Genomic DNA, 16,169 nt, shown 5'->3' with positions numbered 1-16,169 from the left:
GTTCGTTCCTAATTATTCCCCAACAATAGCCGGAGTTGTTTGAAAACCTGTCAACGCATCCTGATTACGAAGTTGTGACAGTTCAAACAAAGCAAAACGATACTCAACGAAGTTAAACACTTGGTTTGCTAAAGCAAGACGAAAGAGGGTAATGGCTTCTTCTCTTTCATTTGATTTGAGTTTTTGTTTTGCAAGATAAAAATACGTTTCGGTTAAAAGTTCTGCATAATGTGCGCTATTCGGTTGCGCCATCGCATCAATTTTTGAACGTAATTGTGCAAGTGAAAGTTCCCCTAAGAAATAGCGAACAACATTGGTTCCCCAAAAATCAGGTGATAAATTTTTTGCACGTTTCATTAAATTAGCTTTTGCCTCAAGGGGCATCAATTCTAATTCATTGAAATAAAGCCATAATGCACGATAAGGATCTTTCGGTTCATCTTCGTAAAAACGAGTTAAATCTCGTTCTGCTTCAGAGTAACGTCCACTGTAATAAAAAGATAGACCTCGATTTAAATAGGTATAACTATAAGTGGAGTCTAATTCTAAAACGGCATTAAAGGCGTCAATAGCACTATCGTAATCATCATCTAATAGTAAATAAAGCCCCATATAATTGTAGGCTGCTACCATTTTCTGATTAAGAGATAATGCTTGTGAGAAATCATAACGAGCAAGAGACCAAAGACCGAGGCTATCGTAAAGAACACCTCGTTCAAAATAAAGATCTGCACGTTCTGAATTGCTTAGTTTCGCTTCCTCTAAAACTTGGCTTAAACGAACCACCATAACTTCTTGATCGAAGCGTAATTGTGGGTTAAGTTCTGCCAGTGCTAACTTATCGCTAGAAATCATTTCAGATGTACTTCTACTCATACAACCTGAAAGCAAGAATCCCGCTAATAAATTAAGAAAAAAGAATCGAAAAATTTTAGTCTGTAGTGACATGCGTAACACAGCCTTGGGAAAATCAGCCTCAAAAGAGGCTGATATTATTCACTAGATTTCAGCCTGTTCGGTTAATTCTGCAGGCGTTTCTTCAGGAGTTTCTGAGGCAACATTATTCAAGTCTTTCATTGTTAAGCGGATACGATTTTGACGATCGATTTCCACAACTTTCACTTGAACTTCTTGACCTACAGTTAGGTAGTCAGAAACACGTTCTACACGAGCATCAGTAATTTGAGAGATATGTACTAATCCCTCTTTACCGCCTAAGATAGAAACGAATGCACCGAAATCTACAACACGGGTAACTTTACCGGTATAAATTGCATTTACTTCAACTTCTGCCACGATATCTTCAATACGCGCCATTACTGCTTTAGCAGCATTATTATCCGTTGCTGCAATTTTTACAGTACCATCATCATCGATGTCAATAGAAGTACCAGTTTCTTCAGTTAATGCACGAATAGTTGCACCACCTTTACCGATAACATCTTTGATTTTCTTCGGATCAATTTTCATGGTGTGGATACGCGGTGCGTAGTCTGAGATATCTGCACGCGGTGCAGGAATGGCTTGTTCCATTACACCTAAAATGTGCATACGAGCACCTTTAGCTTGGTTTAACGCAATTTGCATAATTTCAGGGGTGATACCTTCAATTTTAATATCCATTTGTAGTGCAGTTACACCTTCACGTGTACCAGCTACTTTAAAGTCCATATCACCTAAATGGTCTTCATCACCTAAAATATCAGAAAGCACAACAAAGTTGTCATTTTCTTTTACTAAGCCCATTGCAATACCTGCAACAGCTGCTTTAATTGGCACACCCGCATCCATGAGCGCTAAAGATGCACCACAAACAGAAGCCATTGATGATGAACCGTTTGATTCTGTAATTTCAGAAACCACACGTACAACATATGGGAATTCTTCTGCACTTGGCATCACAGCTAATACGCCACGTTTTGCTAAGCGACCGTGACCAATTTCACGACGTTTTGGAGAACCAATACGACCAGTTTCACCTACAGAGTATGGAGGGAAGTTATAGTGGAATAAGAAACGATCTGATTTCTCACCTGTTAATTCATCAATAATTTGTGCATCACGCTCAGTACCTAATGTTGCAACCGCTAATGCTTGGGTTTCGCCACGTGTGAAGATAGCAGAACCGTGAGTGCGTGGTAATACACCTGTGCAGATGTCTAATGCACGAACTGTGTCTTTAGTACGTCCATCAATACGAGGTTCACCTGCTAAAATACGACCACGCACGATTGAGCTTTCTAATGCAGTAATAATATCGATGATCGCACCTTCAGAAACGGTTTCGTCTTCTGCAGTTAATGTTGCAATTACTTCTGCCTTGATTTCATCAATTTGTGCGTAACGAGCTTGTTTTTCAGTAATACGGTAAGCATCACCAATACGCGCTTCTGCTAAAGCTTTTACTTTGTTGATTAAATCTGTATTTGGTTCTGGTGCAACCCAATCCCAGCGAGGTTTGCCAGCTTCACGAACGAATTCTTTGATGTTTTCGATTACAACTTGTTGTTGTTGATGACCGAATACTACAGCTGAAAGCATTTGTTCTTCGGTTAATACATCTGCTTCAGACTCTACCATTAACACAGCTTTGTCTGTACCAGCAACAACTAAGTCTAAACGGCTTTGTTTTTGTTCTGAAATGGTTGGGTTTAATACGAATTGATCGTTGATGAAACCAACGCGCGCTGCACCGATTGGGCCGTTAAATGGTACGCCAGATAAAGAAAGTGCAGCTGATGCACCAATCATCGCGACTAAATCTGGGCTAATTTGTGGATTAACAGAAACCACGGTCGCAATAACTTGAATTTCGTTGAAGAAACCTTCAGGGAAAAGAGGACGAACTGGGCGGTCGATTAAACGAGCAACTAAGGTCTCGCCTTCAGATGGACGGCCTTCACGTTTGAAGAAACCACCAGGAATCCGACCTGCTGCGTAAGTACGCTCTTGATAATCTACAGTTAATGGGAAAAAGTCTTGACCTTCTTTTACATCTTTTTTAGCAACGACAGTAACAAATACTGTAGTGTCGTCCATGCTTGCCATAACGGCCGCGGTTGCTTGGCGTGCGATTGCGCCAGTTTCTAAGGTAACGGTATGTTGACCGTATTTAAATTGCTTGACGATTGGAGTCATAAAAAATCCTTTATGCTAATAATATCTATACTTATGTTTATTTCTAAAATTGCGACTAGCAGAAAGGTTTTGCTGTCAAAGCATTTCTGATAGCCGCCTCTCAATATAAGAAATAAACGGAAGGCATTATACAGACTTTTTCGGCTAAAAGCGCCGATTTCTTATGAATTTACAAAAAAATCCCCAAAATTGACCGCTTGTAACGGAAATCCACAAGCAATTGACAAAAGTTTTGCTATACTTTGACATTTTTAAGAATAGTATGGAAATTATCCTAAAAGGTTTTATCGTCTCTTTTGGCTTAATTGTCTCAATTGGCGCACAAAATGCTTTTTTACTTAAGCAAGGCATTATTAGGCAGCATGTTTTTTGGATTGCCCTCATCTGTTTTGTCGGTGATGTATTATTGATGGGGTTAGGTGTACTAGGCTTAGGTTCAATTTTGGCTGAATTGCCTGTGTTTAGTTTAGTCATTGCGCTATTGGGCTCGGTATTTTTATTGACTTATGGTAGTCGTTCATTTATTACGGCATTCAAAAGTGCTGATGTATTAGCGATGAATGGGCCACAATCAGCTAGTTTCAAAAAAGTATTATGGATTGCCTTTGCCATCACTTTTTTAAATCCTCAAGTTTATATTGATACGGTGATGATTTTAGGTGGCATTGGTGGGCAATTAGATTTTAGAGGCAAGATAGAATTCCTCATAGGCGCCTTATCTTGTTCGTTACTGTGGTTTTTTGGGCTAGGGTATGGGGCACAATTTCTTTCCCCCTATTTTAAAAAACGTCGCACTTGGCAGATTTTAGATATACTTACCGGGCTAATCATGTATGCCATCGCTGCAAGTTTATTGTTCTACGCATTTCATCTTGCGAAACAGATTTTGGATTTTTAATCGATAATTTTTTAAGTTATGACTACAGAAATAATTAACTACGAAGGCGTTGAGCAAATGCCGATTAAGCGTTTTACTGAAGATGCTTATTTAAACTATTCGATGTATGTAATTATGGATAGGGCATTACCGTTTATCGGTGATGGCTTAAAGCCTGTACAGCGCCGTATTATTTATGCGATGTCTGAATTAGGCTTAAATGCTTCGGCAAAATATAAAAAATCGGCTCGTACTGTCGGAGATGTGTTAGGTAAATTCCACCCACATGGTGACAGCGCTTGTTATGAAGCTATGGTGCTGATGGCACAACCATTTTCTTACCGATATCCACTCATTGATGGGCAAGGAAACTGGGGTGCACCAGATGATCCTAAATCATTTGCAGCCATGCGTTATACCGAATCTAAACTGTCTAAAATGGCAGAGATTTTGCTTGGCGAGTTAGGGCAAGGTACAGTTGATTACCAGCCTAACTTTGATGGAACATTAGAAGAGCCAAAATATTTACCTGCACGTTTGCCGCATATTTTACTTAACGGTACGATGGGGATTGCTGTGGGAATGGCAACCGATATTCCACCGCACAATCTTAATGAGCTAGCAGACGCCTGTGTCATGTTGTTAGATAATCCGAAAGCAAGTTTAGCGGATTTACTTGAAGTGGTACAAGGGCCAGATTATCCAACAGAAGCAGAAATTATTACGCCAAAAGCAGACATTGCAAAAATGTATGAGCAAGGTAAAGGCTCAATAAAAATGCGCGCAACTTGGCGTAAAGAAGATGGCGAGATTGTGATTACAGCGTTACCACATCAAGCTTCGCCTTCAAAAGTGATTGAGCAGATCGCCACTCAAATGCGTAATAAAAAATTGCCGATGGTAGATGATATTCGTGATGAATCTGATCATGAAAATCCGATTCGCTTGGTCATTGTGCCACGTTCCAATCGGATTGATTTTGATGGTTTGATGGATCACCTATTTGCCACTACCGATCTAGAGAAAAACTATCGAGTCAATATGAATATGCTTGGGCTAGATGGTAAGCCGGCAGTCAAAAACTTAGTAGAAATTTTAACAGAGTGGTTAAGCTTTAGACGTACTACAGTGACTCGTCGTTTAAATTATCGACTGGATAAAATTTTAAACCGTTTACATATTTTAGACGGTTTACTGATTGCGTATTTAAACATTGATGAAGTGATTGAGATTATTCGCAATGAAGATGATCCAAAAGCAGAATTGATGGCTCGCTTTAATTTAAGTGAAATTCAAGCGGAAGCAATTTTAAATTTACGCTTACGTCATTTAGCAAAATTAGAAGAGCATGCACTACAAGCAGAGAAAAGCCAGCTTGAAAAAGAGCGCGATGAATTGCAATTAACGTTAAGTTCTGAACGTCGCCTTAACACGTTAATTAAAAAAGAAATCCAGGCGGATGCCAAAACCTTTGCTAGTCCTCGCCGTTCTCCATTAGTTGAGCGTGCTGAGGCAAAAGCTATTTCAGAAAGTGAGCTTACCCCGACCGAAGATGTGACGGTAATCCTTTCTGAAAAAGGTTGGGTGCGTTGTGCAAAAGGCCATGATATTGATGTGCAAGCATTAAGTTATCGCGCGGGTGATGGATATTTAGCTCATGTGCGTGGACGTAGCAATCAGCCAGTTGTTTTCTTAGATAGCACGGGGCGCGCTTATACATTAGATGCCAATAGCTTACCATCAGCACGTTCGCAAGGGGAGCCAATTACTGGCAAAATCAGCTTGCCAGAAGGTGCAGCCGTACAACATGTGTTGATGGCTAATATGGATGCGCAAATTTTAATGGCTTCTGATTCTGGTTATGGTTTTATCTGCCAATTTGAAGATTTAGTTTCGCGTAATAAAGCAGGTAAAGCGGTAATTAGCTTAACTGAAAACGCGCAAGTATTGGCACCGCAATATATTGAAGCGAATGAGGATATATCACTTGTGGCGATGAGTAATGTAGGGCGAATGTTAGTCTTCCCAATTACCGAGTTACCAACACTTTCAAAAGGTAAAGGAAATAAGATTATTAACATTTCTGCGGCAGCCGCTAAAGCGGGGACTGAATTATTAACACGCTTATTGCTGATTAAACCAACCAACTCTCTCGTCTTTATTTCAGGTAAACGTAAAATCACTTTAAAACCAAGTGATATTGACAATTATCGTGGTGAGCGAGCAAGAAAAGGATCACAATTAGTCCGTGGATTAAGTACGAATGCGACAGTAGAGATCGTAGACTAGGCTAACAAGCGGTGAGATTTTGCGAAAGATTTGCAAATCCTCACCGCTTTTTTTTTCGTCTCATTTCTTGTACAATGAGCCACTTTATCAGCCTATTTACTTACCTAATCGAAGCGGATGACAGCGTTATGCAAACCGAACTGGCAAAAACCATTCCAGAACTGATCAATTGGACCAAAGAGAGAGAATTTTCGCTTTCGTTATCCAGCGATCGCCTCGCGTTTCTATTGGCGATTTCCATTTATAATAATGAACAAACGGATGGAGAATTGCTTGAAAGCGATTTAATCGATCTATTTCGTTATGTTTCCCAAACATTTGAGCAATCAGAAAGTAGCTTGAGTCAACGTGCGAATAATGCGATCAATGATTTGGTTAGACAACGCTTTTTAAACCGTTTTTCTAGTGAGTTTACCGAAGGGCTAGCGATTTATCGCTTAACCCCGCTTGGCGTAGGTGTAGCAGATTATTACGTTCGCCAGCGTGAATTTTCCACCTTGCGTTTATCGATTCAATTATCGATTGTGGCTGATGAGATCCAACGTGCTTCAAATTCTGCAGAAGAAGGCGGAGATGAGCGTTTTTGGCGTAACAATGTTTTTGCGCCATTAAAGTATTCGGTGGCAGAAATTTTTGACAGCATCGATCTTTCACAACGAATGATGGATGAAAATCAGCACCAAATTCGTGAACGAATCGCAGAATTATTAAGCCAAAACTGGCATGAAGCGATTACGAGCTGTGAACGTTTGTTAGATGAAACTTCTGGCAACTTACGTGAATTACAAGATACCCTCAATGCCGCGGGCGATAAACTTCAATCGCAATTATTACGTATTCAAAGCTGCCTAATTGGGCGTGAAGATTTAGATTTTATCGATCAGCTCATTGTGAATTTGCAGAACAAATTAGACAGAATTATGAGTTGGGGACAACAGGCGATAGATCTTTGGATTGGTTACGATCGCCATGTGCATAAATTCATTCGTACTGCGATTGATATGGATAAAAACCGTGTGTTTGGTCAACGCTTACGCCAATCTATTCAAGATTACTTTGAATCGCCTTGGTTATTACATATTGCGAAAGCGCAATCTCTTCTTGATTTACGTGATGAGGATGCCGCATTAAATGAAGCAGAGGCTGTCGGTGAGTTGCCAACAGAATTGGAATATGAATCACTTTCTGATGTACAAGAGCAGATCATAGCAATAATGCAAGCACAGCTTGCGCCATACCGTGATAAAGGCAAACCAATGGATTTAGGTGCAATCTTGCGTGAACAGCTTGCTCGATATCCACAAACCCGACATTTTGATGTAGCGCGTATTATTGTGGATCAGGCTGTTAAATTAGGCATGGCAAGTCTAGATAGCCAAGCAGTTTACCCAGAATGGCAAGCGATTAACGACACTGGCGCAGAAGTTCAAGCGAACGTGATTGACCAATATAACAAATAACAAGCGGTAGAATTTTTCTCCCAATTTGCAAATAAAATGACCGATAGAGAATTACAGATGACAGAGCAGACCCAAGACCTTATCTCGCCAAAATTGGCATTGGCTATTGCTAATCCAATCTTCCCGCAGTTAGACAGCCAATTACGTATTGGTAAACACATCAATATTGAACAGCTAGATGAGCATGCTTTTTTAATGGATTTCCAAGCAGAGCTAGAGCAATTTTATCGTCGTTATCATGTTGAATTGATTCGTGCACCAGAAGGCTTTTTCTATTTACGCCCGAAAGCATCTAGTTTAATCAATCGTGCTGCAATGTCTGAAATGGAAATGCTAGTGGGGAAAGTGTTGTGTTATCTCTATTTAAGTCTAGAACGTTTAGCCCAACAAGGGATTTTTAGTCAAGATGAGGTTTATGAAGAACTGCTTAATCTTGCTGATGAAGCTAAATTACTTAAAGCAGTAAACCCTCGTTCTACCGGCTCTGACTTAGATCGCGCAAAATTAGTAGAAAAAGTTGGGGGGGCATTACGCCGCTTGGCTCGTATCGGAATTATTACTCGCGTGGGTGAGCAAAATAGCAAAAAATTTATTATTGCTGAATCGGTATTCCGCTTTGGCGCAGATGTTCGTAGTGGCGATGATCCGAGAGAAGCGCAATTACGCTTAATTCGTGAAGGGGAAGCGACAACACCGGCGCTACTTGCTGAACAAAATGTTGACTTAATGAAAGAGTCAGATAACCCAGACGAAATCGAAGAGAACGAAGAATAATTATTGAGTGGGATTTATCCTGTGAGAAAGTATGTGGTGCTATGAAAGCCACCCTACGAGAGAATCAAAATGACAGAAATAAACGAATTATTTGATGAGCCAAGTATGGCAGATTCGCAAAACGTAACAGAAATCGCACCGCTTGCAGTTGGGGCGAGTCATCATGTGGCACGCGGTAAATTCCGCTCATTAACGCTCATTAACTGGAATGGCTTTTTTGCCCGTACTTTTGATTTAGATGATCTCGTGACCACCCTTTCAGGGGGAAACGGTGCAGGTAAATCAACCACCATGGCGGGTTTTGTAACAGCGCTAATTCCAGATCTTACGCTTTTAAACTTCCGAAACACCACTGAAGCAGGTTCAACCTCAAGCTCTCGTGATAAAGGTTTATACGGTAAATTAAAAGCGGGTGTATGTTATGCCGTATTAGAGTCATTGAATTCACGTGGGCAACGTGTTGTGACTGGTGTTCGCTTACAACAAATTGCAGGGCGTGATAAAAAAGTGGATATTCGTCCATTCTCATTACAAAACATTCCAGCAACTCAGTCGATTATTAGCGTATTAACCGAACAGGTTGGCGATAAAGCGCGTGTGCTAGCGTTAAATGAGCTAAAAGAACAGTTTGAAGGCACAGAGATTACTTTTAAGCAGTACCATGCGATCACTGATTACCACAGCTTTATGTTCGACTTGGGTGTTTTACCAAAACGCCTACGTTCACCGGCAGACCGTAGCAAATTCTATAAATTAATTGAAGCCTCGCTATACGGCGGGATCTCTAGCGTGATTACCAAATCTCTGCGCGATTACTTATTGCCAGAAAATACTGGTGTACGCCAAGCTTTCAAAGATATGGAATCGGCATTACGCGAAAACCGTATGACATTAGAAGCAATTAAGGTTACACAATCTGATCGTGATATGTTTAAGCGTTTGATTACTGAATCAACCAATTATGTATCAGCAGATTATATGCGTCATGCCAATGAGCGTCGTGGTAATGTTCAGTTAGCATTAGAACATCGCCAAGCGTGGTCGCAAACTAAATCGCAACTTACCCTTGAGCAACAACGCTTAGTCGAATTTAGCCGTGAAGTGGCAGAAATTACTGAAAACGAGCAAGGATTAGAGGCAGAATATAATTCTGCGAACGATCATCTCAATTTAGTGATGAATGCATTACGCCATCAAGAAAAAATCGAACGCTATCAAGATGAAGTTGAAGGGCTACAAGAAAAATTAGAAGAACAGCAAATGGCGTTGGAAGAAGTGGCCGATAATATGGATCACGCTCAAGCGCAGGCTGATGAGGCTGATGATCAAGTAGAAGCTTTACGTAGCCAATTAGCAGACTATCAACAAGCGTTAGATGCACAACAAACGCGAGCTTTACAATATCAACAAGCGATTGCTGCGTTAGAAAAAGCGAAACAATTATGTGGTTTACCTCATTTAGACTTACATAATGTGGAAGACTACCATGCTGAATTTAATGCTCAAGCAACAGAATTAACAGATGCCGTGTTCGATTTAGAACAGCGTTTGTCGGTTTCTGATATGGCAAAAGATCAGTTTGAAAAAGCGTATGAATTAGTTCGCAAAGTTTCTGGCAAGATTGACCGGGCCCAAGCATGGGATGAAGCCCGTCAATTATTAAGTGCTTTCCCAGAACAGAAAATGCAAGCAGCACAAGCGGTCACTTTACGTCAAAAATTAGCAGATTTAGAGCAACGCTTAGCGCAACAAGTGCAAGCTGAAGCTTTATTAGCGCAGTTTAATCAAAAAGCACAAACCGCATTTAGTCAAGCAGCAGAATTACAAGATTACGCAGATAGCCAACAAGCGCAACTTGAAGAGGTTGAAGCGGAGTTGGCAGAATTGGTGGAACAACGTTCTGAGCAACGTCAACAACGTGAACAGCTTAATCAGCAATATGCCCAATTAGCTAAAAATGCACCGGCATGGCATGCGGCACAATCGGCACTCACACGTTTAGAAGAACAGTGTGGTGAGACGTTCGAAGCAAGCCAATCTGTAATGCGTTTTATGCAAAATATGCTGACCAAAGAACGTGAGGCAACGCTTGCGCGTGACACGCTTGCGCGACAAGAAGCGGAGTTAGATGAGCAAATTAGCCGATTAAGCCAACCAGATGGTGCTGATGATCCTCGTCTAAATCAATTAGCAGAACGTTTTGGCGGTGTATTACTTTCTGAATTATATGATGATGTATCGATTGAAGATGCTCCTTATTTCTCCGCACTTTATGGTGAAGCGCGTCATGCGATTGTTGTGCGAGATTTAGAAGCAGTTAAACATCAGTTAGAAAAATTAGAAGATTACCCAGAAGATCTTTATTTTATTGAAGGCGACCCAGCAGCATTTGATGATGCGGTATTTTCTAGCGAAGAATTTGGCGAAGGCGTAATTGTTAAAGTCTCTGATCGTCAATGGCGCTATTCTAAGTTCCCTGAAGTTCCGTTATTTGGCCGTGCGGCTCGTGAAAAACATTTAGAAACTTTAAAAGCGCAGCGTGATGAGATTACTGAAAAACATGCTGAGCAGGCATTTGAAGTACAAAAATGTCAGCGCTTACAGCAACATTTAAGCCAGTTCGTGGGAACGCATTTGAGTTTAGCATTCCAAGATAATCCGGAATCACAAATGCAAGCATTAGCGGCAGAGCGTGCGGAAATTGAGCGTGCTTTAAATCAGGCTGCAGGTGAAGAACAGCAACTTCGTCAGCAATTAGAGAGCTTAAAAGCGCAATTGCAAATGTTAAGCAAAATTCTACCGCTTGTAGGCTTACTTGCGGATGAAACTTTAGCAGAACGCGTAGAAGAGTGTCGTGTACAATTAGATGAAGCACAAGAAGATGAGCAATTTATCCGTCAATTTGGTGCGACATTAACTCAATTAGAGCCGATAGCAGCCGCGTTGAAGAGCGATCCTGCAAAATTTGAACAGTTAGAAGCCGAATATGCAACGCAAAAAGCGATGCAAAAACAAGCTCAACAAAAAGTGTTTGCCTTGTCTGATGTTATGCAACGCCGTGTGCATTTTGGCTACCACGAATCTATTAGTGCTGAAGGTTCTGCATTAACTGAACAATTACGGTCACAATTAACGCAAGCACAGCAAATGCGCGAACAAGCGAAAGAGGCACTTCGTCAAGCACAAGCGCAATTTAGTCAATACAATCAAGTATTAACAAGCTTGCGTAGTGCTTATGAAGCGAAAAATCAGATGTTAGAAGAGCTGATTCGTGAAATTGATGATCTCGGCGTTCGTGGTGATATTGGTGCGGAAGCGCGTGCAAGAGATCGTCGCGATGAATTACAACAACGTTTAAGCCAACAACGAGCAAGAAAAGGCTATTTAGATAAGCAATTAGGCACAATCGAAGCGGAAATTGAAAATCTTAATCGTTTGTTGCGTAAAGCAGAACGTGATTATAAAGCACAACGTGAATTAGTCGTTCAAGCCAAAGCAAGTTGGTGCTTGGTATTAAAACTTTCTCGCAATAGTGATGTGGAAAAACGTTTGAATCGCCGTGAATTGGCATATCAATCTAGCGATGAATTACGGTCAATTTCAGATAAGGCTTTAGGTGCATTACGTACAGCTGTTGCAGATAACGAATACTTACGCGATAGTTTGCGTGCTTCTGAAGATAACCGTAAACCAGAAAATAAAGTGGCATTCTTTATTGCGGTTTACCAACATTTACGTGAGCGAATCCGTCAAGACATTATCAAAACCGATGATCCAATTGATGCGATTGAGCAAATGGAAATTGAGTTGGCTCGCTTAACAAATGAGTTGACAAGCCGTGAGAAAAAATTAGCAATTAGTGCAGAATCGGTTGCGAACATTTTACGTAAAACCATTCAACGTGAACAAAACCGCATCTTGCAACTTAACCAAGGCTTGCAAAACATTGCCTTTGGTCAGGTTAAAGGTGTTCGTTTAGTGGTGAATATTCGTGATACGCATGCGATTTTGCTTAACGCGTTAAGTGAAGATCGTGAAGCGCATAAAGACTTGTTTGATAGTCAAAAACTAAGTTTCTCAGAAGCTTTAGCGATGTTATACAAACGTGTCAATCCGCATATTGAAATGGGACAACGCACACCGCAGACCATTGGTGAGGAATTATTAGATTATCGTAACTACCTAGATTTAGAAGTTGAAACCTTACGTGGTGCGGACGGTTGGATGCGTGCGGAAAGTAGTTCACTTTCAACCGGTGAAGCGATCGGTACGGGGATGTCGATTCTCTTGATGGTCGTTCAAAGCTGGGAAGAGGAATCTAGACGTTTACGTGCGAAGGATATTCTTCCGTGTCGCTTGTTATTCCTAGATGAAGCAGCACGTTTGGATGCGATGTCTATCAATACCTTGTTTGAGCTTTGTGAACGATTGGATATGCAATTATTGATTGCCGCACCAGAAAACATTAGCCCAGAACGTGGTACAACTTATAAATTGGTACGTAAAATTACCAATAACCAAGAGTATGTTCATGTGGTTGGATTAAAAGGTTTTGGGCAGCAATAAATAATCTGTTACTAGAACAAGGCAAACAAGCGGTGATTTTTTCAGTTCTTTTTGCAAAAGAATGAGAAAATTTGACCGCTTGTTTTTTTACAACAAAAGGAACAAATAATAATGATGATTTCAAGAACAGAGTATCGGCGCCTTGCGCTATTACGGGTGTTAGCTTTTTCACTCTCTGCTTTTATTTTTAATACCACGGAATTTATTCCTGTGGCATTACTTTCCGATATTGCGCAGAGCTTTGAAATGGAAACATCTACTGTAGGGTTGATGATTACCGTTTATGCTTGGGTAGTATTTTTAGCTTCTTTACCGTTGATGTTATTTTCAGCAAAAATAGAACGTAAAAAACTGTTAATGCTACTGTTTACGGTATTTATTATCAGCCATGGCTTATCCATTATTGCTTGGAATTTTGAGGTTCTGTTGATCTCACGTATTGGCATTGCGTTAGCTCATGCCCTATTTTGGTCGATTACAGCTTCTTTAGTGATTCGTGTTGCACCTAAAGATAAGAAACAGCAAGCATTAGGTTTATTAGCTTTAGGAAGTTCATTGGCAATGATTCTTGGTTTGCCGCTAGGCAGAATGATTGGACAAGCGTTAGATTGGCGTTCTACTTTCGCAGTAATTGCAGTGATTGCTTGTGTAATTATGTTGGTGATGTGGAAATTATTACCGCACTTACCTAGCCAAAATGCAGGTTCATTGAGTAGTTTACCTATTTTAATAAAACGTCCGATGCTAATAGGTATTTATTTAACAACTGTCATTGCGATTTCAGGACATTTTACGGGGTATAGCTATATTGAGCCATTTATCGTTAAAATCAGCCAAGTTAGCGCAGAAACCGGAACAGCCATTTTATTAGTATTTGGCTTAGCAGGCGTAATGGCCAGTTTTATTTTTGGACGCTTATATAAACGTATGCCAAATAAATTTCTTATGGGATGCCTTGGGCTAATTATTTTAATGCAATTTAGCTTATTGCCATTTAGTGAACATATTTGTGCGATTTTTATTGTGGTGTTCTTATGGGGGATGGGTATTACTGGCCTGAGTATTGCCTTGCAGATGAAAGTATTGGAATTAGCACCAGATGCTACAGATGTGGCAACCGCGATTTATTCTGGTATTTATAATATGGGAATCGGTGGCGGCGCGCTTATTGGAAGCCTTGTGATTCAACATCTTAGTTTGGCTCAAGTAGGCAATGTTGGGGGTGCATTTGTTTTAGTCGCATTGCTTTGGCTGGGCTTCCTTTTTATGCGATTTGCTAGCAATCAGAAAAACTAATTTAGCTATAAAAAATATGCCCTCAAATGAGGGCGTATTTTATTTCTCAATAAATTGATTACTTTGTTTAATCAGCTGTAAGAAGATTGGAAGTGGAGGGCGCTCCACTTTTTCTTTCTCACCTTGTGCATTAAATTTCTCAAATTTGCCTTTACGATTAAGATGATATTGTTCTCCATCTGGCAGTATTGCAACATTCCAATCTAAATTAGTCGCTAAAATAAATACACGTTCGTTTGCTTCACTTAAATCAACACCTTGTGCATAGGATTTAATTGGTGTAGTGACTCCAAAGAATTGACGTAAGATCGTCGGCATAAAATCAAGGTGGCTAGAAAGTTGATGGTATTTTTTCGCATCACCTTGCCAATAAACAATAAATGGCACTCGAATATGCGCTTGGCTAAAGTCATTTTTAAGTTGCTCTGATGGTGCTAAGTCAGAGGTAATCACTACTAGGGTGTTTTTTAACGTGCCTTGTTCAGCTAATTCTTGCCAAATTTGGTTGAATAATCGTTGGTCTAAATCAATTAGGTTTTCAGAAGCCGTGAGTTCTAAATAGCTAAAGAACGGTTTTGTGATATCTCTTTGCACAAACCATTTATACCAAGCATTCAGCGTGTTTTCATTCCCTGTTGTTTTGGGAAGCTTGAATTCTTTTAGCATCGCACGTTGATAAATTGGTGCTTTAAAGCTGTTATAAGAGAACAAGCCAAATTGATATTGTTCTTTTTGGAATACCTCAATAAAAGGCGAGGCAGTTTTTTCGCTTAATACAGAATCAAGATATTTGCCACTTAGGCTGTAGAATAAGCCAAGCGTACTTGCTGTTGGGTTATCTGCAGCCGCATAGTGATTAGTAAATTCATGCGAGTTTAAGCTAATCGCTTTTAATGATGGCATGAGCTGCGTATTGATCTTTTCAGGTGCTAATCCACTAATATTGACTAATAACAGATTGACTTTTGCTGATTTCGTTACCTCTATTGCTTGTTTTGGATAATTCAAATAGAAACTATCAACTCGCCCCATGTTCTCAGCTTGTTGTTCTAGTTCTTCAATATCAATTAGCCCATGTTTTTCCAAGAAACTACGTGCGGTCATTGGGTAAGAAAGTGGATAATTTGCTTTTTGTGAGGCAATTGGGCGGTTTAGGTTAGTATCGGCCCATGCATAAATTAAGTGAGTTGCAACAAAGCAACTTAAGAAAAAGCTCGCAACATATTTCCCCCAAGTTTGGCGATTAAAACTACGTAGTTTCTGCCAACACCAACGGGAGTAAAGCATTTCCATTAACAAAATAAGTGGCATGGGAACGAAAAGTAGCTGCCATTGGCGTGCTAGTTCGCCGTTATCTGGATTGACTAATAAATCCCAAACTAAAGGAGAAAGATGGAGATAGAATTGTTTGAAAACTTCGGTATCAAGTAGTAATAATGTTTGCCCGAATGTGGCAAAGATTACCGAAAATGCACGAAAACCACGGACATTTTTGATCACAAAACTCAGTGGAAAAAGAAGCAGCAAGTAAAAGGCAAAAACAACAAAACTGAAATGGCCAAATAAGCTAATAAAGAAATAAAGTTTGCCAGAAAGGGTATTAGGCCAATCGGCATTAAAGGCATAACGAGAAGCAATTAAAATCGCCAGAATAATATTAAACAGCGCAAACCAATGCCCCCATGAAATCCGGTCAGCGGTTTCTTCACGGTATTGGCGGGTATTGGCAGGCAGAGTAGCTTCTTTCAGGCGATTTAACATAGCTTTAA

At 40.2% G+C, this 16,169-nt stretch carries 9 protein-coding genes; 6 read left to right on the top strand and 3 right to left on the bottom strand.

Annotation, left to right across the window (positions count from 1 at the left end; genetic code table 11):
- Positions 1-12: 12 nt before the first annotated feature.
- Together nlpI and pnp are read right to left on the bottom strand one after the other, a co-directional pair.
- Positions 13-948 (bottom strand): lipoprotein NlpI, encoded by a 936-nt coding sequence (gene nlpI / locus HSP_RS0108355; RefSeq protein ID WP_010129861.1) that lies wholly within the window; start codon positions 946-948, stop codon positions 13-15.
- A gap of 51 nt (positions 949-999) precedes the next feature.
- Entirely contained in the window at positions 1,000-3,138 is a 2,139-nt protein-coding gene (gene pnp / locus HSP_RS0108350; RefSeq protein WP_010129860.1) for a polyribonucleotide nucleotidyltransferase, read from the bottom strand.
- Positions 3,139-3,400: 262 nt separating this feature from the next.
- On the opposite strand from pnp, the gene HSP_RS0108345 reads away from it, so the two are divergent.
- From HSP_RS0108345 to HSP_RS0108320, 6 genes are all read left to right on the top strand, one after another.
- Complete coding sequence (locus tag HSP_RS0108345) at positions 3,401-4,036, top strand: LysE/ArgO family amino acid transporter (protein WP_010129859.1); 636 nt, start codon at positions 3,401-3,403, stop codon at positions 4,034-4,036.
- Positions 4,037-4,054: 18 nt separating this feature from the next.
- On the top strand, positions 4,055-6,304 hold the full coding sequence (parC, locus tag HSP_RS0108340; RefSeq protein ID WP_029495351.1) for a DNA topoisomerase IV subunit A: 2,250 nt from the start codon (positions 4,055-4,057) through the stop codon (positions 6,302-6,304).
- Between the two features lie 128 nt (positions 6,305-6,432).
- Positions 6,433-7,764, top strand: coding sequence for a chromosome partition protein MukF (gene mukF / locus HSP_RS0108335; protein WP_010129857.1), 1,332 nt, complete (start codon positions 6,433-6,435; stop codon positions 7,762-7,764).
- A 57-nt stretch (positions 7,765-7,821) separates the two neighbouring features.
- On the top strand, positions 7,822-8,538 hold the full coding sequence (mukE, locus tag HSP_RS0108330) for a chromosome partition protein MukE (RefSeq protein WP_010129855.1): 717 nt from the start codon (positions 7,822-7,824) through the stop codon (positions 8,536-8,538).
- Positions 8,539-8,607: 69 nt separating this feature from the next.
- Positions 8,608-13,104 carry a chromosome partition protein MukB gene (mukB, locus tag HSP_RS0108325; protein WP_010129854.1) on the top strand — a complete coding sequence of 1,499 codons (4,497 nt, stop codon included), beginning with the start codon at positions 8,608-8,610 and terminating at the stop codon, positions 13,102-13,104.
- Between the two features lie 114 nt (positions 13,105-13,218).
- The gene (locus HSP_RS0108320; RefSeq protein WP_029495349.1) at positions 13,219-14,400 is read left to right on the top strand and encodes a sugar transporter; all 1,182 of its coding nucleotides are present in this window, start codon (positions 13,219-13,221) and stop codon (positions 14,398-14,400) included.
- Between the two features lie 39 nt (positions 14,401-14,439).
- Here HSP_RS0108320 and HSP_RS0108315 read toward each other — a convergent pair whose 3' ends face one another.
- The gene (locus HSP_RS0108315; protein ID WP_010129852.1) at positions 14,440-16,161 is read right to left on the bottom strand and encodes a DUF3413 domain-containing protein; all 1,722 of its coding nucleotides are present in this window, start codon (positions 16,159-16,161) and stop codon (positions 14,440-14,442) included.
- Positions 16,162-16,169 lie beyond the last annotated feature (8 nt).

The organism is Haemophilus sputorum CCUG 13788 (genome assembly GCF_000238795.1).
Taxonomy (GTDB): Bacteria; Pseudomonadota; Gammaproteobacteria; order Enterobacterales; family Pasteurellaceae; genus Haemophilus_A; species Haemophilus_A sputorum.
Note: the sequence above shows the minus strand (reverse complement) of the source record. Positions and strands in the feature narration are given on the sequence as shown.